This window comes from Kitasatospora sp. NPDC087861, assembly GCF_044742585.1.
Lineage (GTDB): Bacteria > Actinomycetota > Actinomycetes > Streptomycetales > Streptomycetaceae > Kitasatospora.
Genome location: NZ_JBIUUS010000058.1, coordinates 1 through 21,479, shown reverse-complemented (window position 1 = coordinate 21,479; position 21,479 = coordinate 1). Strand labels below are relative to the sequence as shown.

The 21,479-nt window shown below is 67.5% G+C and carries 19 protein-coding genes and 1 pseudogene; 18 read left to right on the top strand and 2 right to left on the bottom strand.

Annotated features, from left to right (window positions below):
- The first annotated feature begins 46 nt into the window (after window positions 1-46).
- The 15 genes from ACIOJE_RS38855 (at window position 47) to ACIOJE_RS38785 (ending at window position 16,363) form a co-directional block, all read left to right on the top strand.
- The gene (locus ACIOJE_RS38855; RefSeq protein WP_280683737.1) at window positions 47-1,873 is read left to right on the top strand and encodes an ABC transporter ATP-binding protein; all 1,827 of its coding nucleotides are present in this window, start codon (window positions 47-49) and stop codon (window positions 1,871-1,873) included.
- Window positions 1,870-3,660, top strand: a complete 1,791-nt coding sequence (locus tag ACIOJE_RS38850; RefSeq protein ID WP_280683738.1) for an ABC transporter ATP-binding protein — start codon at window positions 1,870-1,872, stop codon at window positions 3,658-3,660. The genes ACIOJE_RS38855 and ACIOJE_RS38850 overlap by 4 nt, the downstream gene beginning before the upstream one ends.
- A 127-nt stretch (window positions 3,661-3,787) precedes the next feature.
- On the top strand, window positions 3,788-4,738 hold the full coding sequence (locus ACIOJE_RS38845; protein WP_280683740.1) for a Gfo/Idh/MocA family oxidoreductase: 951 nt from the start codon (window positions 3,788-3,790) through the stop codon (window positions 4,736-4,738).
- Window positions 4,739-4,795: 57 nt separating this feature from the next.
- Window positions 4,796-4,918, top strand: a complete 123-nt coding sequence (locus tag ACIOJE_RS38840; RefSeq protein WP_280683741.1) for a hypothetical protein — start codon at window positions 4,796-4,798, stop codon at window positions 4,916-4,918.
- 204 nt (window positions 4,919-5,122) lie between these two features.
- On the top strand, window positions 5,123-6,094 hold the full coding sequence (locus tag ACIOJE_RS38835) for an NAD(P)-dependent oxidoreductase (protein ID WP_280683743.1): 972 nt from the start codon (window positions 5,123-5,125) through the stop codon (window positions 6,092-6,094).
- Window positions 6,095-6,132: 38 nt separating this feature from the next.
- The gene (locus tag ACIOJE_RS38830) at window positions 6,133-7,518 is read left to right on the top strand and encodes an NDP-hexose 2,3-dehydratase family protein (RefSeq protein ID WP_280683923.1); all 1,386 of its coding nucleotides are present in this window, start codon (window positions 6,133-6,135) and stop codon (window positions 7,516-7,518) included.
- Between the two features lie 62 nt (window positions 7,519-7,580).
- Complete coding sequence (locus tag ACIOJE_RS38825) at window positions 7,581-8,474, top strand: sugar phosphate nucleotidyltransferase (protein WP_348534145.1); 894 nt, start codon at window positions 7,581-7,583, stop codon at window positions 8,472-8,474.
- Window positions 8,468-8,647: a hypothetical protein gene (locus ACIOJE_RS38820; RefSeq protein ID WP_348534146.1), complete on the top strand. Its 180-nt coding sequence runs from the start codon at window positions 8,468-8,470 to the stop codon at window positions 8,645-8,647. The genes ACIOJE_RS38825 and ACIOJE_RS38820 overlap by 7 nt, the downstream gene beginning before the upstream one ends.
- Window positions 8,644-9,633: a dTDP-glucose 4,6-dehydratase gene (rfbB, locus tag ACIOJE_RS38815; RefSeq protein WP_280683745.1), complete on the top strand. Its 990-nt coding sequence runs from the start codon at window positions 8,644-8,646 to the stop codon at window positions 9,631-9,633. Before ACIOJE_RS38820 ends, rfbB begins: the two co-directional genes overlap by 4 nt.
- Window positions 9,634-10,046: 413 nt before the next feature.
- Window positions 10,047-10,880 carry a TauD/TfdA family dioxygenase gene (locus ACIOJE_RS38810; RefSeq protein ID WP_280683746.1) on the top strand — a complete coding sequence of 278 codons (834 nt, stop codon included), beginning with the start codon at window positions 10,047-10,049 and terminating at the stop codon, window positions 10,878-10,880.
- Window positions 10,881-10,956: 76 nt separating this feature from the next.
- Window positions 10,957-12,192 carry a hypothetical protein gene (locus tag ACIOJE_RS38805; RefSeq protein ID WP_280683747.1) on the top strand — a complete coding sequence of 412 codons (1,236 nt, stop codon included), beginning with the start codon at window positions 10,957-10,959 and terminating at the stop codon, window positions 12,190-12,192.
- A gap of 51 nt (window positions 12,193-12,243) precedes the next feature.
- Complete coding sequence (locus ACIOJE_RS38800) at window positions 12,244-13,398, top strand: hypothetical protein (RefSeq protein ID WP_280683749.1); 1,155 nt, start codon at window positions 12,244-12,246, stop codon at window positions 13,396-13,398.
- Window positions 13,399-13,458: 60 nt separating this feature from the next.
- On the top strand, window positions 13,459-14,568 hold the full coding sequence (locus tag ACIOJE_RS38795; protein ID WP_280683754.1) for a hypothetical protein: 1,110 nt from the start codon (window positions 13,459-13,461) through the stop codon (window positions 14,566-14,568).
- Window positions 14,569-14,772: 204 nt separating this feature from the next.
- Entirely contained in the window at window positions 14,773-15,279 is a 507-nt protein-coding gene (locus ACIOJE_RS38790) for a (2Fe-2S)-binding protein (protein WP_280683755.1), read from the top strand.
- A gap of 223 nt (window positions 15,280-15,502) precedes the next feature.
- Window positions 15,503-16,363: a xanthine dehydrogenase family protein subunit M gene (locus ACIOJE_RS38785; RefSeq protein ID WP_280683757.1), complete on the top strand. Its 861-nt coding sequence runs from the start codon at window positions 15,503-15,505 to the stop codon at window positions 16,361-16,363.
- A gap of 260 nt (window positions 16,364-16,623) precedes the next feature.
- Here ACIOJE_RS38785 and ACIOJE_RS38780 read toward each other — a convergent pair whose 3' ends face one another.
- On the bottom strand, window positions 16,624-16,863 hold the full coding sequence (locus ACIOJE_RS38780) for a hypothetical protein (protein ID WP_280683929.1): 240 nt from the start codon (window positions 16,861-16,863) through the stop codon (window positions 16,624-16,626).
- Window positions 16,864-16,868: 5 nt separating this feature from the next.
- On the opposite strand from ACIOJE_RS38780, the gene ACIOJE_RS38775 reads away from it, so the two are divergent.
- Entirely contained in the window at window positions 16,869-18,233 is a 1,365-nt protein-coding gene (locus tag ACIOJE_RS38775) for an ISL3 family transposase (protein ID WP_280683759.1), read from the top strand.
- Between the two features lie 556 nt (window positions 18,234-18,789).
- Here the strand turns inward: ACIOJE_RS38775 and ACIOJE_RS38770 are convergent.
- A pseudogene (locus ACIOJE_RS38770) lies at window positions 18,790-19,206 on the bottom strand (hypothetical protein); the annotation flags it as partial.
- Between the two features lie 257 nt (window positions 19,207-19,463).
- Between ACIOJE_RS38770 and istA the strand changes: the two are divergent.
- Together istA and ACIOJE_RS38760 are read left to right on the top strand one after the other, a co-directional pair.
- Window positions 19,464-21,059, top strand: a complete 1,596-nt coding sequence (gene istA / locus ACIOJE_RS38765; RefSeq protein ID WP_400783039.1) for an IS21 family transposase — start codon at window positions 19,464-19,466, stop codon at window positions 21,057-21,059.
- Window positions 21,056-21,418: an ATP-binding protein gene (locus ACIOJE_RS38760; RefSeq protein WP_400783023.1), complete on the top strand. Its 363-nt coding sequence runs from the start codon at window positions 21,056-21,058 to the stop codon at window positions 21,416-21,418. Before istA ends, ACIOJE_RS38760 begins: the two co-directional genes overlap by 4 nt.
- Window positions 21,419-21,479 lie beyond the last annotated feature (61 nt).

Here is a 21,479-nt window from a genome sequence, read left to right as displayed (position 1 = left end):
CGCAGCGCTCCGAATCGGGGTGGCGCCGAGGTCGAAAGGATACCGAATGGGAAACACGCCTCGTCTGCTTGGGTTGCTGTGGTCGGCAGGAAAGGGAATCGCGGCTGCCGTCACCGTGATGCGGCTGACCCAAAGGATGATTCCGGCAGCCACTGCCATGGTGGTGGGATTGCTCATGAGCCGGCTTACGGTGCACGGTACCAAGTCCTTCAGCACCATGCTGGTGCCGCTGGCCGCGTTCGGTGCGGTGCTGTTCGTGAGTCATGCGGCGGAGACATTCGTCGAACCCTTGGCCTATCTGACGCAGCAGCGGATCGACGGGGCACATCGCGTGGCCGTGACCCGCTTGGTGGCGAGCAGTCCGACTGTTGACGTCCTGGAGCGCCCCGAGGCACAGCAGCTGATTCGGCAGGCCAAGGCCGACCCTGACGATTACACGCAACGCACGCCGGGGCAGGCCGCCCTGGCGGAGCTTGATCAGGCGGCGGATGCCGCAGGAGCCGCCGCAGCCTGCCTGGTAGTCGCTCAGTTCTCCTGGTGGCTGGTGCCGTTGCTGTTGATTCCCTCGCTGGCCTGTGTCCGGCTGCGCTACCGCCAACGGTTGGAGTCCGTCATGCTCTGGCGGGCCCAGCTCGGTGAGCTTCTGAGGGCAGACCGCTGGCAGGAAATGCTGACCTCGGGGGGAGTGGGCAAGGACCTGCGGGTCTTCGGATTCGGCGACTGGGCGGTGCGGAGGCTCTCGCGGCTTCACGTGGCCCGCAGCGAGCCCATGTTCGCCTTGTGGAAACGCCACATCCGTGGTCAGCTGTGGATTCCCCTACTGGTGGCACCCTCCTTGCTGCTCGCGATCACGGCCGTGGCGGCGGGAACAGTGAACGGACATGGCTCGATCGCAACGGAGACTGCGGTGTTGGCGGCTGGAGCGTCGTTGTTCACGATGTTCGGGTCGGGAGACAGCGCCCTGACCCGGCTGTCCGGGCTCGAGGCCCTCACGGCATATGACGAGTTGGCCGGGCTCTTCGGGAAGCACACCCGGCACCCGCTTCCCGCGGCCCCGGCCCGTACCCGGTCCTACAGTCCTGTCCGTTTCGAGCAAGTCGGTTTCACCTACCCGGGGACGACACATGCCGTGCTCGACGGACTCGACCTGGAGATCCGCTCCGGCGAGCTGCTCGCCATCGTCGGCCTCAACGGGGCAGGCAAGTCAACTCTCATCAAACTGCTCGCCGGACTGTACGACCCGACCAGCGGGCGCATCCTCGTCGGCGAGGGCCAGGACCTGTCCGAGCTGGGAGCCGAAGCATGGCGGGAGCGGATATCCGTCGTCTTCCAGGATTTCGTCAAGTACCAGCTGTCAGCAGCGGACAACGTCACTCTCGGCCGGCCCGGTGTACCGGATCCGGCCGTATTGGAGGCGGCGGCCCAGGATGCGGGACTGCAACCGGTTCTTGATCGCCTTCCCGACGGCTGGGAGACGCCGCTGGCACGCTCGCGCACGGGCGGCGTGGATTTGTCCGGTGGCCAGTGGCAGCAGGTCGTGCTGACCCGGGCGCTGTACGCGTTGCGTACGGGCGCGGAGCTGCTCGTCCTCGACGAGCCGACCGCCCACCTGGACGTCCGCACCGAGTTCGAAGTCTTCCGGCGGCTGGCCGAACAGCGCAACGCGGCCGGTGTCGTGCTGATCTCCCACCGTCTGTCCACGGTGCGACAGGCTGACCGGATCGTGCTGCTCGACGGCGGCCGGATCACTGAATCCGGCAGCCACGACGAGCTGGTCGCACTTGGCGGCAGCTACGCCAGGATGTTCGCGATCCAGGCGGAGCGCTTCCAACACGGCCACCGGCACGCGATCGAGGAAGACGAACTGTTGTGAGGCGCTACCTGGCCTTGTGGTACGAGCTGCTGAGGATCTCGTGGCGGCGGGCTCCGGCCGCGACGGCTGCGATGATCGGTGTCTGCGCACTGACCATCGCAGCCGCCGCCGGGATCGCCCTGTCGCTGCGTGCGGTGATCGACGCCAGCGCCCACGGCACGCTGGGCACGGCCGTGGCGGCGGCCTGCGTCGCGGCCGTCTGTTACGGCGTGACCGTGACGCTCCAGCAGACGACGTGGGACCTGTTCCAACTGCTGTTGGACAAGACGAACGGGGAGTTGCGTCCGCAGATCCACGGTTGGATCGCCGGGATTGAGGGCCTGGACCACATGGAGCGCACCGACTTCCTGGACAGGTTGGAGGGAGCGCGTGACCACAGCTGGCAGATCTGCATGAGCCCATGGCAGTTGGTCATGGCCGTCCGCTCCGGGCTACAGCTGGGCCTCATGCTCCTCATCCTGGGCGCCGTGAGCCCTTGGCTGCTGTTCCTCCTCCTCTTTGCCGCGGTCCCGCTGTGGTTTGACCACCGCGGGAAGCAAGCCGTGCTGGATGCCGAGACGGCGACCGCCGAGGCTTTCCGGCTACAGCGCCACCTCTTCCAACTCGGCACCCGCGCCGACAGCGGCAAGGACATCCGCGTAGCGGGCGCCGGCGAGGAACTCGTCCGCAGGCAGGCTGCAGCCTGGGACGAGGTGGCGCACCTGCGCTACCGGGCCCGGATGCGTGCTGCGGGGAGCAAGTTCGGCGGCTGGGCGGTCTTCGCCTGCGGGTACGTCGGAACGCTCGCTCTTGTCGCCTACCAGGCAGCGCATGGCCGAGGCACCGCGGGCGATGTGGTGATGGCCGTAACCGTTGCGTCCGGCCTGCGGCAGACTGTGCAGCAGGTGGTTGGTCGCACGGAGAGCACGCTTGCGACAAGGACGGCCATCGAGTCGTACTTCTGGCTGAGGGCGTACGCCGCCGCCGAGACGGCCCGTACGGTCGGCACCATTCCCGCCCCCAGCCGGCTGGACCAAGGTATCGCCTTCGAGCACGTCTCCTACAGCTACCCCGGCACCGACCGCCTGGCCCTCGATGATGTCAGCGTCCGCATTCCAGCGGGGACAGTGGTCGCGATCGTCGGTGAGTACGGATCGGGCAAGACCACCCTGGTAAAGCTCCTCGCCAAGTTCTACCGGCCGGACGAGGGCCGGATCACCGTCGACGGCACGGACCTCGCCGACCTCGACACCGCTGACTGGCGCTCGCACATCAGCGCCGCGTTCCAGGACTTCGGACGCCTGGAGACGACGTTCGCCGAGGGCGTCGGTCTCGGCGACCTGCCGCACCTGACCGACCACGAGCGCATCGCACGCGCGGTGCGGGAGGCCGACGCCACGGACATCGTGAAGTGCCTGCCACAGGGCATGGACACCCAACTCGGGCGCGAGCTCGGCGGCGTCGATCTCTCCGAGGGGCAGTGGCAGAGGGTCGCGCTCGCGCGTGCCGTCATGCGGGGCGAGCCACTGCTCTTCGTGCTGGACGAGCCCACGGCCTCCCTCGACGCCCCCAGCGAGCATGCCATCTTCGAGCGCCAGATGGGACGCGCACGTCAACTCGCCAAGAGCACCGGGGCGGTTACCGTGATTGTCTCGCACCGTTTCTCCACAGTGACCGGCGCCGACCTGATCCTCGTCCTCGACCGGGGCCGACTGGTCGAGTCCGGCACCCACGCCGAGCTGAGCGCCCTCAACGGAGGCCGCTACGCCGACCTGTACGGAATCCAAGCGGCTGCTTACAGCACCTGAGGACGACGTGGAACGAAGGCCGTTCGTCCGCAGGCAAGAGGAATGTCGCCGCCGCTCGACGCGGGAGCTGGGCTTCCGTCCCAACCCGACATATTTACGTCCGAGTTGACCATCGACCCGAGGGGCCATGAACCTACTCCTGATCGGTATGTCGAGATTCGCCCAGCGGCGGGTCCTGCCGGCTGTGGCCGCGCTGGAGCGGATCGACAGGCTGGACATCGCTAGTGCGCACGCCCGTGCGCAGGACGTCCGACATCTGCCGAAGTTCGGCCTCCTGCATAGTGACTGGCGCGAGGCCTTGGAGCGGAATCGCCCCGGGCTGGTCTACGTCTCCACGACCAACAGCGAGCATGCGACGGTTGTGCGCCATGCGTTGGATACCGGAAACCATGTGGTCGTCGACAAGCCAGGACTGCTGAGCCTGGCGGTGGTTGAGGAAGTCCTCACGGTGGCCCGATCATCTGGCCTCGTCGTGGCGGAAGCCGTCTGCTACAGCTTCCATCCCGTATTTGAAGCCGTCAGGTCGGTGTTCGACGAGCTGGGTACGGAGGGCATGACCGCGGCAGCGGTGTTCACACCACCGGTTCCGCCGGGCGACTTCCGGTACGACCGACGGAAGGGTGGCGGGGCCCTGATGGACACCGGGCCGTACTTCGCCTCGTTGGGCCGAGTGCTGTGGGGAGTGGAACCGGAGCGGCTGAGCGTCGTCGTGGGGAATCGCTCCGCCGACGGTCTGGACACCTCGTACAGTGTGCTCGCGGGCTACCCCGGCGGCAGGGCGGTGACTGGGCACTTCGGCTTCACCACGCTGTACCAGAACTGCCTCCGCTTGGCTGGCCCCGGTTTCACCGCCGGGATCGAGCGCGCCTTCTCCATTCCCCCTGACATGACGGCGGAGCTGGAGGTCACGTTCGGCGAGCAGCACGAGGTGCGGCGAATCAACCGCTCGGACAGCCTGGAGATCTTCCTGTCATGGGTTCTGGGAGCCATCGACGCCGGTTCGAGGGAATTCGACGATCCACTGATCAGCGACGCCCGGACGCTCGACCGCCTGGTCCGGGCTGCCGCACTACCGTAGCTCCCCGTCGGGTTCCGCCGACGGCGGAACCCGTGACGGAAGACACCTGTGTGAGACATGCCCGGGATTGACGAGCAGCTGGTCCGCAGCCTGCGCCACGAGCGGCATCCCGATGCGGCAGGGGTGGACCTGCGGCTGGACGCTGGCGGCCGGGACGACCGGGTGGCGGCTCGGCCGTGACCCGGCGGTGCACCGCCCACCAACTCGGCGCGGCAGCCTAGGCACAAGAGCCGATGGACAGGCCGACGGATGCGACGAGAAAATGACGGGGCTTCAGAGACCATTGGCGCCGCAGTAGGAGCGGGGACGGCAGCAAGCGAACATCCCACGAACCATCAGGGCACCCCGTCCCATCAGAGAACGCTGTCGGAAAGGGAGGCGGAAATGACGCACATCGCCATAGTCGGAGCCGGCTTCCTCGGCAGCGCTCTCGGCCGCGGCGCCGTGCACCGTGGCTGCGAAGTGACCGTTGTCGGCCACTCCGACCCGTTCTCCCTGTCGGACGGCGAATTCACGTCTAGCGGAAACCGACTCATCATTGGCAGCGGCGCAGACCACATCCCGGGGATCATCGAGAACGGCGTGGACGTCATCTTCGTCGCCGCCGGCGGACGGTTCCCCGTCCCCTCATCGATCGAACCATCGGCCGATGCGATCGGCACCCTGTCGTTGTTGATCCCCATCTGCGAAGCGGTGCGCAGCTCTCCTACCGCGACAAGAATAGTGTTCTTGTCCTCGGCTGGCGCCGTCTACAGCCCGGGAGCGGTTCCGAAGAAGGAGTCGGACCTCGGAGAGCCGACCTCTCCGTACGGAATGTCACGACTCACCGGTGAGCACTACCTGAGCTACTACCGGAGGGTCCACGGGCTCCGTACCCATTCCCTGCGCTGCGCGAACATCTACGGACGGCTGCTGCCCAGTTCGCGAGGACAGGGCGTGATTTCTGCGGCCTTCCGGAGCGCATTGACGGGCGAGCCGTTCAGGCTGTACGGCGACGGACGCCAGATCCGGGACTTCATCCACGTGGACGACTTCGTTCAAGCCGCACTCGACCTGGTGTGCGATGGCATCGAGCCACCAGAGGTGATCAACGTCGGTTCCGGAGTCGGGTACTCGATTTCCCAGGTGCTCGAGAGGGTCTCTGTCGCCATGAAATCCGAGATCCCCGTCGTGACCGGCCCCACTTCGAACACGGATGTGGGTCGGCTGGTGACCGATGTATCACTGCTCCGCACGCTGGTCGCCTTCGAGCCTCGTCCCCCGGATGTCGGCATCGACCTGATGGCCGACACCATCGCGCGCTCCGGGCCCGCCGGGCGGCGCTGGGAATCGTCCGCAGCGGACCCGGCGCTGTGAGCCACTCCGCCATTCACGCAAGCGAAGGTACTGACTGCATGTCGACCGGGGCCCTTGACTCCGACGGTTTCCTGACATCCTCCCTGGCCTTGAGCAGTCCGGAGACCTCCGATCCTGACCTCTTTCTCAGGGAACGGTCGGCGGCCTCTTCCTACAGAGTGGACCGGGTGCCGCTGGGGGCTCTGGCGGACTGGCGCCTCGACGATCGCCTCGCACACGTCTCCGGGCGCTTCTTCGCGATCGAGGGGCTCGCCGTGCAGACGGACTTCGGCCCGGTGCCGCAGTGGTTCCAACCCATCATCGTCCAGTCCGAGATAGGAATCCTGGGCATCCTGGTCAAGCGAATCAACGGGATCCTGCACTTCCTGATGCAGGCGAAGATGGAGCCCGGGAACAGCGCCCTGGTCCAGTACTCGGCAACCGTCCAGGCGACCCCGAGCAACTACCAGCGGGTCCACCGGGGCAGGTCCACCCCCTACCTCGACTACTTCCTCCACTCTAACGGCCGGCGGATCGTGTTCGACCAACTCCTCTCCGAACACGCTTCCTGGTACCTGCACAAACGGAACCGGAACATGATCGTGGAGATCCCCGCCGACGAGGACGTCGCCGTGGGCGACGACTTCGTTTGGATGACCCTGGGCCAGCTACGGCGTCAACTGGCGCTGGGGAACCGCGTGAACATGAACGCGCGCACCGTACTGGCGTGCATTTCGTACGCGTTGGCCGACGGTCGCGGCGGGGCCGGTCAGCTCGGTTCCGACTTCCACTCCCAGGTGGTCGGATCACACCGCACGCAGCGGTCGGACGCCGAGGTCTCCGCCGTCATGAGCTGGCTCATCGACCAGAAGGCGACGTTCAACCTGGACGTCAGGCGGGTCAGTTTGCGCGACCTGCGGGACTGGACCTGCGACGAGGACGGGATCCGGCACCGGGAGGGGCGGTACTTCGACATCGTCGGCCAGTCGGTCACGGCGACGAGTCGGGAAGTCAGCACCTGGTCGCAGCCGATGCTCGAACCCAAGCCCGGGAACACCGTCGCGTTCCTCTGCCAGCGCCGCTCCGGCGACCTCAGGTTCCTCGTCCAGGCGATGGTCCAACCCGGCTCCATCGATCGGCTGGAACTCGCCGCCACCGTTCAACTCGCCCCGGCGAACAACTCCGGACCACATGACCTGCCTCCGCTGGCGGACTACCTGAAGCCGCCGGAATCCTGGATCCAGGTGGACAACGTGCAGTCCGAAGACGGTGGTCGCTTCTCGCGGGCGGACACCAGGCATCTCGTTGTGAACGTCCCCGAGGACCACATGGTCGACGCACCGGACAACTACCGCTGGGTCTCCCTGGGCCTCCTCAACCGGCTCATCCGCTCCGGTTACTACGTCAATGTCGAAGCCCGAAGCCTGATGGCCTGCCTGCTCTGAGCGGGAGCCGGCGAACGCCGGTCCGCAGCCTCAGGACACCGTCCGAGAAGAAAGTTGAGCCCATGAAGGCGCTGGTGCTGACAGGCGGATCGGGCACGCGCCTGCGCCCCTTCAGCTACTCGATGCCCAAGCAGCTCATTCCGCTCGCCAACACGCCGGTGCTCGTCCACGTCCTGTGCAACATCCGGGACCTGGGCGTCACCGAGATCGGCGTCGTTTTCAACGACCGCGTCGCCGACATCGAGGCCGTCGTCGGCGACGGTTCCGGCTTCGGCGCGCGCGTCACCTGTCTGCGGCAGGACGCCCCGCGCGGCCTGGCCCACACGGTGGCGGTCGCCCGGGACTTCCTCGGCAACGACGACTTCGTGATGTACCTCGGCGACATCATGCTCCCGAACGGCATACGGGCCGCGGGGGAGGAGTTCGCCGGCCGTCACCCGGCTGCCCAGGTGCTGGTCCAAAGGGTCGCCGACCCGCGTGGCTTCGGGGTAGTCGAACTCGGTCCGGACGGGGAGGTGGTGGGTCTTCTCGAGAAGCCCCGGGAGCCGCGCAGCGACCTCGCCCTGTGCGGGGTGTACTTCTTCACCGCGGCCGTGCACGAGGCCGTGGCGGCGATCCGTCCGGGCCCGCGCGGCGAACTGGAGATCACCGACGCGGTCGAGTGGCTGCTGAACTCCGGTGCCGAGGTCCGCGCTCACACCTACGACGGCTACTGGAAGGACACCGGCCGGGTCGAGGACGTGCTGGAGTGCAACCGGCACCTGCTGGACGCGGAGCGGCGCTCGGTCGCGGGCCAGGTGGATGAGGCCAGCGAGCTGATCGGGGAGGTCGTCGTGGAGCCGGGCGCGCGGATCGTCGCCTCCGGATCACCGGGCCGGTCGTCATCGGCGCCGACTCGGTGGTCGTCGACAGCCGACTCGGTCCGTACGCCTGGGTGGGCCGCGACTGCGTGGTGACGGGCACCCGGTTGCAGGACTCCATCGTCCTGGACGGTGTCTCTCTGACCGGCGTGCGGGACCTTCGCCACTCACTGATCGGTCGCTCCGCCTCGGTCGGCACCGTGGCCCAGGGCGGCGAGCACGTCCGGCTGGTCGTCGGCGACCAGACCCGGGTGGAGGTGGCGGCGTGAAGCGGATCCTGGTCACCGGCGCCGCCGGGTTCATCGGCTCGCACTTCGTCCGCCAACTGTTGGCGGATGCCTACCCGGGCTGGGAGGGAGCCCGGGTCACCGCCCTCGACAAGCTCACCTACGCGGGTAACCGTGACAACCTGCCCGCCGCCGACGGGCGCCTGGAGTTTGTCCAAGGCGACATCGGCGACGCCGCCTTGCTGCGGGAACTACTGCCCGGCCACGACGCCGTGTTGCACTTCGCCGCCGAGTCGCACGTCGACCGCTCGCTGGAGGGCGCGACCGAGTTCTTCCGCACCAACGTCCTCGGCACCCAGGTCCTCTACGACGCCGTCGCCGCCGGCGTCGGCCGGGTCGTGCACGTCTCCACCGACGAGGTGTACGGCTCGATCGCCGAGGGCTCCTGGACGGAGGACCTGCCGTTGCTGCCCAACTCGCCCTACGCCGCGTCCAAGGCCGCATCCGACCTGGTTGCCCGCGTCTACTGGTGCAGCCACGGCATGAACGTCTCGATCACCCGCTGTTCCAACAACTACGGGCCCCACCAGCACCCGGAGAAGGTGATCCCGCTCTTCATCACCAACCTGCTGGAGGGCCGGCAAGTCCCGCAGTACGGCGATGGCCGCAACGTGCGCGAGTGGCTGCACGTGGATGACCACTGCCGGGGCGTCGCCCTGGTCCTGGATCGCGGGCGGGCTGGCGAGATCTACAACATCGGTGGCGGCGACGAGCTCAGCAACCTGGAGCTCACCTACCTGCTGCTCGAACTCCTGGGTGCCGGAGCGGAGATGATCCAGCCGGTGGCCGGCCGGAAGGCACACGACCTGCGGTACTCCATCGACGAGACGAAGATCCGGGAGGAGCTGGGCTACGCCCCGCTGATCAGCTTCGAGGAGGGGCTCGCCGACACCGTCGCCTGGTACCGGGACCACCCGCAGTGGTGGAGGGCGGTCAAGGGCTGGACCGACGACAGTTCCGCCGGCTGACACTCCTAGCTGGAGGAGCCCAATGCCCGTTGTCGGCGTGACGGCCAGGGTGGAAGAGCCGATGGACAATCCACGGCAGGTCAATCAAGATACTTGAGCGATCTTCCACGCCTGATCCCACGATGATATTTCTGCCCCGGCGTGGCAAATCGACCTGCTGAGGATCTGGGACGTGTGTGAAGCCGAGCACCACGGAACGACGGGGACAAGTGGAATGAGGATTCTGTACAGGGTGTCGTCTCCAGGGCTCGGTGGTGGTCCGCGCATCGTTCTGGCCATCGTCCACGAACAGAGCGCAGCGGCTTGACGTGCGGGAAAATTACCAATGGGAGTGCCTACTGCGGCTCGCCGGATCGGATGAGCAGGTGTCGAGGTGCTGTCGCCCGGTTCCGTAAGCCCTGAGGGGTAATAAGTTGAAGCAGATTCAGGCGGACTATCGCAAGCCCGACACCAGACGCAGGATCGACATCTGCGGTGACGGTGCGGTCGAGGAGATCCTCGAGGTCCTGGAGGAAAACGGATTCTGTGTGGTCGGCTCCGATGCTTCCGCTGACCATCCGAAGGCGGCCATTAAGGGGATTTCCTCTGCCTTGGGGCTAGGGGAACCCGTGATCCCCGACCTCTACATGGTGGAAAGCGCGAGGAAGTACTCCAGTCAATACCACGAAATTCAGAGAAGTGCGACGGACCGGCATCCCGGATTCAGTACGACCGATGGTCAGGCCTGGCATGTGGACGGTCTGCTCGACAATCTCGGCAGGATCAGGACCAGCGTTCTGTACTGCGTGCGGCCGGCGGACGCGGGCGGGGAGACCCTGATCTTCAACGCGGTGGCGGCCTTCCACGCGCTGCTGTCCGTTGACAGCACTGCTGCCGATGCCCTGGTGGCTCCGACGGCGCTGGAACGCCGCGCCACGATTCTCGGAGTTGAAGCCAGCACCACGGGGCCGGTCTTCTCAGTCGAGGCGGACGGGTCCTTCATCACACGATTCACGGACAACGACACCTGCGCCTGGGGCCATGCAGCCGATCCCACGGGCGCTCTGGAGTGCGGGCTGCGGTTCCTCAGGGCGGCGGCGGAAGATCCGCGCTACCGCACCGGAGTGGCTCTGGGGCGTGGGGAGGCGCTCGTCTTCCGCAACGACCGGGTCTCGCACGGCCGCACGGCGTACCAGGACAGCGCGGACGAACCCCGACACCTGGTACGGGCCCTGTACGAACTCGCTCCGCGTCGAACGGCTGCCTGAGTCACGACGCAGTCCCCGTCCTCGTGGTGGGGCGGGTGGCACCGAGAGAATCCTCAGACACGCAAGGGGCGCAACGGTGAAGGAAACATCGGAGCTTCGCAGGCTCCTGACGGAGTTCGGCCGCCATGCGGCGACTGCCGAGAGCGCAGTGAATCTGGTTCCCAGCGAGAACCGGATGTCTCCGCTGGCGCGCCTGCCCCTCAGTAGCGATTACTACCATCGGTACTTCTTCAACAGCATGCTCGACCCGGACTTCTGGCAGTTTCGAGGGGGAGAGCCGGCAGCTCGGCTGGAGACGGAAACGGCTGTCGACAGCCTCGCCGAACTCAGCCGCGCCCCCCATATCAATGTGCGCCCCATATCCGGCATGTCGGCCATGATGATTGCCCTGGCGGGCCTGGGCGGCGAGCCCGGCGGTACGGTCCTGTCCATCGATGAGGCGTCCGGCGGCCATTACGCGACGGCGGATGCGGCCCGCCGACTGGGCTTCGCCTCGGTCACGCTGGCGGTGACGGAGGGCGCGGTCGACGAGGCCGATCTGGAGCGCAGCCTGCGCCGGCTCAAGCCCCGGCTGGTCTACCTGGATCTCCAGAACAGTCGCCATGAGCTGCAGGTTTCCAGGGTGGCCAACCTCATAGAAGCGTACTCCCCGGATACGCTGCTGCACGTCGACTGCAGCCACACCCTGGGGTTGGTCTTGGGTGGCGCTCTGGACAACCCTCTCGACTTCGGCGCCGACACGATGGGGGGATCCACGCACAAGACCTTTCCCGGCCCGCACAAGGGCGTGCTGTTCACCCGCCGTCCTGAGCTCGAAGGTCGGCTCCGGGAGGCTCAGTTCAGAATGCTCAGCAGTCACCACTTCGCCGAGACCCTCGCGCTGGGCTTCGCCGCTGTGGAGTTCCTGCACTTCGGTCGTTCCTACGCGGAACAGGTCATCAGCAATGCCCAGTACTTCGGAAAGCTCCTGAGTGCGGATGGATTCGGTGTGATCACCGACGACGGGGGCAATGTCACCGAGAACCATCAGGTCTGGGTGAAGATCGGCGATGCCGCGGAGACCGACCGGTTCTCGCAGGCGTTGTACGAGCACGGCATCAGGGTGAACGTGCAGGTCGACCTTCCCGCTGTTCCGGGTCCGGTGCTCCGGCTTGGCTTGAACGAACTGACCTTCCTGGGCGGTCGCGAGTCCGCCGTGGAGGCGGTGGCCGTGGAGTTCGGACACGCCCGGTCCGGCCGACGCACGGACGGGAACGGCAGTCGGCGCATTCGCGATCAGCTCGGCGTCCCGTACTACTTCGACTTCTCTTGAGCCCCGGGGCGACACATTCGGTGGCCCCCATGATCGGAAGGAGCGCAGCAAATGTCGGACAAACCCGTCCTAGTGATCGATGCGGGTCCCTACTCCCTGTCCCGGACCGGAGTCGCCGGGGTGGGTCTGCGCCTCGCCGAAGTTACCCAAGTCCTCAGCCACCGCTACCGGGTGCGCGTGATCGTCTCAGCGGAGCCCGACACCATCGACCTGGGCGAGGCCGAGACTGTCGATACGGGGACAGGGGCCAGGAAGGCGATCCGGGAAGCGGATGCCGTCGTCTTCTTCGACAGCGCGGATCGCGACCGGTTGGAACTCGCCGCCTCGCAACGCAAGCTGATCATCGGTGAGTGCCGGGCTCCTATCGAGCATCTGGACTTTCCCTCACTGCTCGCACAGGACGATCCCACGGGTGAGCACCAGCGGTACCTCATGACGTACCGGCGCCAGTTGCAGGTGACCCACCACTTCCTGTGCCGCTCGCAGGTCGAACGAGTGTCTCTGCTGTCGACGCTGTGCGCGTTCGGTCGGATCAGGCCGAGCGACGTAGCCCGCTCCCGGACCCTGGACCACCTGATCACCACGGTGCCGATCGGATTCAGTCGGCGGAGCCTGCTGGCGGCCGATGCCGTGGAGCCAGTGCTGATGGCGGAGTTCCTCTGGACGGGCGGTGTCTGGGCCTTCTACCAGCCGACGATGCTGGTCGAGGCCGTTCACCTGCTGCGTGAACGCGGCATCGACACCACCGCCGCCTTCATGTACGCCTCCCCGATCGCGGACACCAGATCGACCCTCGCGAAGGTCGCCGACGAGATCGAACGTCTGGGCGTCGGCGACCGCGTGTTCCTCAACGATCAACCCCTCGCGCTCGACGAGCGCGACCAGTACCTGAAGGCCGCACTGGGTTACGTGTGCGTCACCCAGCCCGGGGCGGAGAACGAGACGACGGCACGTCTGCGACTGCGCGACACATGGCTGCATGGAACACCCACGATCATCGACCCTTTCGGTCACTCCGGTGAGCTGGTCGTCGCGGAGGGGCTGGGCATCGTGCTGCGGGAGCCGGACGCCCGCAGTTTGGCCGATGCGATGCAGGAAGTGAAGTCCGGTGCCATGGACCGACCGGGCCGGCGCATGGAGCGTCTGTACGAGACCACGCTGACGGGGTTCACCGAATGGCTGGACGAGGCGCTGTCCGCGAACTGAGTGCAGCCGCTTCCGCTCGCCCACCCCAAGTCCGACTGACACGTAGATAGGGAAGCAAACATGGACTACAGCGACCTCGGGGTCACGCCCGTGGTGAGCGCACAGGCCAATTCGACCCCGCTGGGCAGCTGCACCCTGAGCGACGGCGTCATCGCGGCAATGGCCAACGCCGCCAGGCACCAGGTGAATGTCGATCAGTTCTGGGACTCGGCCGGCCGCTTCCTGGCCAAGGCCACCGGTGCCGACGCCGCCTGCCCGGCCACCGGCGCGGCCGCGGGTGTGGCGATCTCCGTCGCCGCCTGCATCGTGGGCACCGACCTTCTCGGCGTCCAGCGGTTGCCTGACGCCGGTGGGCGGCGGAACGAGGTGGTGCTGCAGAAGGGCCACTCCATCAGCTACGGCGGCGCCCCTATCGGCCAGATGATCGCCCTTGGCGGAGGGTGGGCCGTAGAGGTGGGAGGCGTCAACGAAACCTTGGCCGGGCATGTCGCCGGTGCGATCACGCCGCGCACCGCCGCGCTCGTGTACGTCACGTCAACCACCCATGCGGTTCACCGCAAGGGAGTCGGCCTCGATGAGATGGTCGCCATGGGCCGCGAGCGCGGCGTGCCGGTCATCGTGGACGCCGCGGGCGAGGAGGACCTGCGCGGTTGGGCGGCTTCCGGTGCCGACCTCGTGATCTATAGCGGTCCGAAGGTGATGGGCGCTCCCACGTCGGGCTTCATCTGCGGCAAGGCGGATCTGATCGCAGCCTGCCGGGCTCAGTACAACGGGATCGCCCGGCCGATGAAGGTCGGGAAGGAGAACCTCCTCGGACTGCTGCAGGCTGTTGAGGAATTCACGTCCGGCTCGGCCGAAGAGCGGGCAGAGGCTCAGCGCACGCGGATGACCCGGCTTGCCGAGCGGTTGCAGAGGATTCCCGGGCTGCCCGTCCGCGTTCTCCAGGACGAGTCGGGGCGCGGCATCTTCCGGGTGCTCATGGACATCGACGGACATCCGAGCGGATGGAGCGCCGAGCGCCTGGTCAAGGAGTTGGTCGGCAGTACCCCATCGATCTACCTGCGTGACTTCAAAATGCACCTCGGGCAGCTCGAGGTGGACCCCCGCGCGCTCACGGCCGAGGGGGAGGAGACGGTGGCCCTCCGTCTCGAACAGCTGCTGGGGAGCTGATCCGTTCCGGAAGGGCCGCGTTCGCGTTGTGGTCCCACTCTCCTCGGGCAGACGGCCGCGGCGCTCCGCGAACCGCTGCCGCATTGCTCCGCACGGCATCTTCCGCTGATCCGAGCGGGCGAGAAGCCTGCGCGCCGGGCGTCGAGCCCCGGAGACGCGGAGCGCCGACTCTGGTGGCGCTCCTCCGCACTGAAGGGAGTACGCATGAACCGCATTTCGGTGAACGTCGACGGCACGACGTACGAGGACGAGGTGGAACCCCGGCTCCTCCTCGTCCAGTACCTGCGAGACCGGCTGGGCCTGACCGGCACCACGATCGGCTGCGACACCGCCAACTGCGGGGCGTGCACCGTCGATCTGGACGGGCTGAGCGTCAAGAGCTGCTCGGTCCTGGCGGTCCAGGCGGACGGCGGTGAGGTGACCACCATCGAGGGGCTCGCACAGGGCACCGAGTTGCATCCGCTGCAGCGGTCGTTCCACGAGCAGCACGCCCTGCAGTGCGGTTACTGCACTCCGGGGATGATCATGGCCGCCCGCGATCTGCTGCGGCACAACCCTGATCCCCGTCCGGAGGAGATCCGGCATGCGCTGCGGGGCAACCTCTGCCGTTGCACCGGCTACCAGAACATCGTTCAGGCCGTGCTCGCCGCGGCTGCTGAGCTGGAAGCCGGACGAGGAGCGGCCACGAGCAGTGAGGCAGCGTTGGCATGACCATCACGGAGTCGGCCGCCCCTGATGCGGTCGGCAAGGCACAGCCCGCCGGGGCCGTCCGGATGGTTGCGGGGCAGCGGGACCGGATGGGCGGCATCAGCGTCTCCGATCGGCTGGGTGAGCACACTCATGCCGCTGGTCCGGGAGATGGTAGCGACCCCGCGCCCCGACGCGCGTTGCGCGTCCGGCCCGCGCAGGACTCTCAGGACCAGGAAGGTGTGGCGTGTTCCCCGCGGTATTCGACTATGCGTGCCCAGCAAGCGTTGGAGAGGCCGTTCGTGTGCTGGCCGAGGGCGGCGAGGAGGCGAAGGTGCTGGCCGGCGGCCAGAGCCTGCTGCCGATGCTGCGGCTGCGACTCGCCCGTGCGGAGTTGGTGGTCGACGTGAACCGGGTGCCGCAGCTTCGCGGCGTCTGGGAGGAGGCGGACTCGCTCGTCATCGGCGCCATGACCACCCACCACGACGTCATCCACGACGAGCTGGTCCGCCGCCATGCCCCGCTGCTGGCCGCTGCGACGGAGACGGTCGGCGACCCCGCCGTCCGCCACCGCGGCACCCTCGGGGGCTCACTTGCCCACGCCGACCCGGCCGGCGACCTGCCCCCGGTGGTGCTGGTGCTGAACGGCGAGCTGGTGGCGGAGGGCCCGCGCGGGCGGCGCACCATCCCGGCTGCCGAGTTCTTCGTCGACTGCCTCACGACCGCGCTGAAGCCGGACGAACTGCTCGTCGAGTGCAGGGTGCCCAAGCTGGGAGAGGGCTGGGGCTTCCACTACGAGAAGTTCCGTCTTTCCGCGCAGGCTCCCGCATTGGTCGGCGTGGCTGTGGCGGTACGTCGCGAGAACGGCGGTATCGCCGAGGCGCGTGTCGGGCTGACCAACATGGGCGCCACCCCACTGCGGGCGGCCACAGTCGAGGTGGCGCTGGCCGGTGCGGACGCCACTGCTGAGGCGGTTGGGCGGGCCGCCGAGGCGGCGGCCGAGGGCACCTCGGCGATGTACGACCTGAGCACCTCGCCCGAGTACCGGGCTCACCTGGCCCGGGTGTTGACGCGCCGTGCTGTCCTCGCCGCTGCAGGGAGCGAGTGACGAGGACAGAGCGTGGGGGACAGACCGCGAAATCCCGGCGTCGCCTGGCACCTGTCCGGGATGCCGGGCACCGGAGAAGTGAAGTTTCCCCTTGAGGTTGGACACCTGGAGACTGGGCGATGCAAGCCCGGAGGAAGCAGCACCAGGTGGGAATCAAGAGCAACATGGCCAAGTGTCGGCGACGGGTGAAACGAGGTTCTGGATCACTTCCCGTGCTGATCTGGCTGACCATCATCGACAGTGGCCGGGCCGGGTGCCGGTCACGCGGCGAGGAGCACACGCTTGCGCAGGAGATCCAGGCCCGCCCGGCCGAACATCTGCCGCTTCAGCATCTTGATCCGGTTCACCTGCCCCTCCACCGCACCCGAGCTGAACGGCAGACTCAACCCCGCCACCACCGCCCCAAGATCAGAACCGATTCCGTTCACGAACGACACCAACGACTTGTGATCACTTTCGATGCTCTCCGGCTGGGACGGCACCACGTGCGTGATGATCATTGACCGTGAACGGCCTGGATGCTGAGGAAGTCCTGCTCCCGGACCTGGACGACCTGGAGATAGCGAACATCGAGATCGGCGGCGATACCGTGACCGTCTCGGCCTGCGCGCGGGCGCCCGAGGCGCTCTGTCCGGCCTGCGGTGCCAGATCACGTCGGGTCCACAGCCGCTACGAGCGCCGCTTGGCAGACTCCGCAATCGGTGGTCGCCGGGTGATCGTGAAGCTGCAGGTCCGGCGCTTCCGCTGTCCCACGACGTCGTGTCCCCGGGCGACATTCGTCGAGCAGGTCGCCGGCCTCACCTTCCGCCACGGGCGGCGGAGCCTGAGGCTGCACACGATCCTGCAAACGGTGGCGCTGATGCTGGCCGGCCGAGCCGGCGCCAGACTGTCCGACGTGCTCAGCTCAAAAGTCAGCCGCTCGACCCTGCTGCGACTGGTCCGCGCGATGCCCGACCCCCAGACAACGACACCACGGGTGCTCGGAGTTGACGACTTCGCCCTGCGCAAGGGCCATGTCTACGGCACCGTGCTGATCAACATCGAGACCCGCCGTCCCGTCGACCTTCTGCCCGACCGCGAGGCCGCCACGCTCGCCCGCTGGCTGACCGAGCACCCCGGCGTCGAGGTCATCTGTCGCGACCGCGCCATCGGCTACGCCGAAGGCGCCCGCCTCGGCGCCCCGGACGCGGTCCAAGTCGCGGACCGCTGGCACCTGTTCCACAACCTCACCGAAGCCGTGGAACGCTGCGTCACCCGACACTCCACCCAGCTGCGCGAACCGGCCCACATCCCCACTCCCGAGGAATCCGCGGCGGCCCTCGCCGAACTGGAGAAGATCACCGCGACCGCGAAGGCGGACCGGGGCGCTCACCGATACGCGGACCGCACCCGCGACCGGCACGATGCCGTGCATGCCCTGCTCGACCAGGGTCTGTCCCGGTGGGAGATCAGCCGTCGGCTGGGCCTGGCTCGTGGCACGGTGCGCAGGTTCGCCCGCGCCGCCGCCCCCGAGGAACTCGTCGCGGGCAAGTGGCAGGGCCGCGCCAGTGTCCTGGACGACTACAAGCCCTACCTCCACCAGCGGTGGCAGGAGGGCTGCACCACCGCGAAGACGCTCTTCGACGAGATCAAGGCCGCCGGCTACACCGGCGGCCTGACGGTCTTGCGCGACTACCTGCGACCCCTGCGTTCCGGCGCCCAGCCGCAGGACCGTTCCACCCGGCCGCCCTCGGTCCGCGACGTGACCTCCTGGATCACCCGCCACCCCGACAGCCTCACCCCGGACAAGACGCTCAAGCTCAAGGGCATCCTTGCCCGCTGCCCCAACTCGATACCACCGCTGACCACGTCCGGACCTTCGCCGAGATGATGGCCGCCCGCACCGGCCGCGACCAGCTGGCTGGCTGGATCGATCAGGTGAAGGGCACCGACGTGCCCGAGTTGGTGTCGTTCGTGAACGGGATCGGTTCTGATCTTGGGGCGGTGGTGGCGGGGTTGAGTCTGCCGTGTCATGCCGTTCAGCTCGGGTGCGGTGGAGGGGCAGGTGAACCGGATCAAGATGCTGAAGCGGCAGATGTTCGGCCGGGCGGGCCTGGATCTCCTGCGCAAGCGTGTGCTCCTCGCCGCGTGACCGGCACCCGGCCCGGCCACTGTCGGTGATGGTCAGCCAGATCAGCACGGAAAGTGATCCAGAACCTCGTTTCACCCGTCGCCGACACTCGCTCGACTTTGAGAAGAACGCGCGCTCCATGAGGCTCTTCGGGCCATGAGTAGGGGGCCGAGACTGCAGACGAGATCTTCACCCGTATCGGACTTCGGCCGGCAATCTGAACCAACGCGGAGGGTCGGCGCGGGCCGGCAGAGTGATGCAACACCGAGGGCCGGGCCGGAGCAGCCCGCTCCGACTCGGCCCTCGACCTCTTCAGTCAAGAGGCCGAGCCAACCGCCCCCGGCCGCCCCGGCTGCGCGACGGTCAGGAGCGACCGAATCCGGTCCGCCCCGAGCGCCAGCAGCAGGGTGGGAAGCCGGGGACCGGTGTCCCTTCCCACCAGCAGCTCGTACAGCAGCACGAAAAGCTCCCGCTGTGCGGTTTTCAGCTCCGGAGACGCCGGAGCGTGCAGCGGCAGACCTGCCTGGATCTTCGGCACCCCGTACACCAGCGACGCCAGCCCGTCGAGCGACCAGTGCCCATCCAGACCGTCCAGCAGCAGCTTCAGCGCCTCCCGCTGAGCCGGAGCCAACCGCTCCAGACGCTCCCGGTCGGGCTCGGCACGTACCTGGGTACGGTCCTCGGCCGGCACGTACGTGCCCACCTGTGAACGGTCAGCGATTTCCTCTACTTCTGAGGCTTCGTGGTCACGGAATTGGCCAGGGGCGCGGTCACGAGTCCCCAAGGGGAAGTTGACCACGGTGGAAGCCTGGAATACCCCAGATCAGGTGGTTTGACCTGCGAGTGATCGTTCCATCCGAATCGTTCAAGTTCCCCCTGGGCATCCCCGAGCCGGGTTGAGGGTCCTGACCGTCTCGGAGTCGTCACCGTCCCTCGACCGACAGGCCGAGAGGTCGACGGACACTCTGGATGGCAAGGAGAACGTTCACCGTGGTCGACATCGTCGAGATCTACGTCCACTGGTACGCGGGCCGGTCGAAGAACCAGCTCGCGGCCTCGTTGGGGGTGGACCGCAAGACCATCAGGAAGTATCTGGCGCCGGCGGAGGCGTCCGGGATGGCCCCGGGTGGGCCGCCGATGAGCGAGGCGGACTGGGGGAAGCTGATCAAAAGCTGGTTCCCGGAGCTGGCCCGGCGCCGGCTGAACCAGGTCACGTGGGCGGAGATCGAGCCGCACCGCGACCTGGTCAAGGGGTTGCTGGAGACGACCACGGTGACCACGATCCATCAACGCCTCAGAGATGAGGGGAAGTTGGCGGTGTCGTTGTCGACGTTCCGCCGGTGGGTGACCGAGAATCTCCCGGACGAGTCGGCCCGGTCGAAGGTGACGGTGCTGCGGGACGACGTCGAGCCGGGCTCGGAGGCCCAGATCGACTACGGCTTCCTGGGGCAGTGGATCAACCCGTCGACCGGGAAGCGGCACCGGATCTGGGCGTTCGTGATGGTGCTGCCCTGCTCGCGGCACATGTTCGTCCGTCCGGTGGTTCACATGGACCAGAACGCCTGGACTCAGTCCCAAGTCGAAGCGTTCCGGTTCTTCGGCGGTGTCCCGCGGCGGTTGGTGCCGGACAACCTGCGCACGGCGGTGGACCGGCCGGACCTCTACGATCCGAAGATCAACAAGTCGTATGCCGAGCTTGCGACCTACTACGGCGCCCTGGTCGACCCGGCCCGGGCAGCGAAGCCGAAGGACAAGCCGCGGGTCGAGCGGCCGATGCCGTATGTCCGCGACTCGTTCTGGAGCGGGCGGGAGTTCACCTCGGTCGAGCAGATGCAGGCCGAGGCCCTGACGTGGTCGGCCGGCACGGCCGGTCGCAGGCAGTGCCGCCCGCTGGGCGGTGCGAGTCCGCTGTCGGTGTTCGAGGCGGTGGAGGCCAAGGCCCTGCTGCCGGTGCCGGACAAGCCGTTCGTGCTGGCCCGCTGGTCCACCGCCGCGGTCGGACCGGACATCCACATCAAGGTCGGCCGCACCCTCTACTCAGTGCCATGGAAGCTGATCGGCCGCAAGGTCGACGTTCGCTCCACCGCCACCATGGTCCAGGTCTTCCACGAGGGCGAGCTGGTCAAGACCCACGCCGCCCTCGAACAGGGCAAGCGCACCGACAAGAACGACTACCCGCCGGAGAAGATCGCCTTCCAGATGAAGACGCCGATCTGGTGCCGCAGCCAGTCTTCCGAGGTCGGCGACGCCTGCCGCGAGGTGATCGACCAGTTGCTGGAGGTCAACGCGCTCTACCGGCTCCGCGCGGCCCAGGGGATCCTCGGGCTGCGGAAGAAGTACGGCGATCAGCGGCTGGAGGCGGCCTGCACCAAGGCCATCGCGGTCGGTGACCCCTCCTACCGCACCATCAAGGGAATCCTGATCGCGGGCACCGAGACCGACCCTGAGCCGGAGACCGGCGACGCCGGGGCCGCGGCCTTCCTCCACGGCCCCGAGGGCCTGTTCGCCGCGAGCATCCCCTCCCAGACCTCCGGCGAGCCCGAGGGCACCCCGGGCCGTGATGACGCCGAGGAGGCTGCTCGATGAGCGTGATGGACACAGCCCTGCGCGAGTCGCTCAAGGCGCTTCGGCTGTCCGGGATGCTGGAGACCCTGGACGCGCGGCTGATCCAGGCCCACGGCGGCGAACTCGGCCACCTGGACTTCCTGCAGGTCCTCTGCCAGGACGAGATCACCCGCCGCGAGACGGTCGCCTTCCAACGGCGCCTGCAGAAGGCGAAGTTCGAGCAGCAGGTCACTCTGGAGGAGTTCGACTTCGCCGCTTCCCCGAAGCTGCCCGCGGCCCAGATCCGCGACCTGGCCGCTCTGCGCTGGCTCCATGCCGGCGAGTCGGTGATCTTGTTCGGACCCGGCGTTATCTGGGGATCAAGTTCTCGGTTCGGGTGATCGCCCTGGTAGTAACGTCAAAGACATAGAAACAAGTGCGCGTGGCTGCAGGAGCGATCTC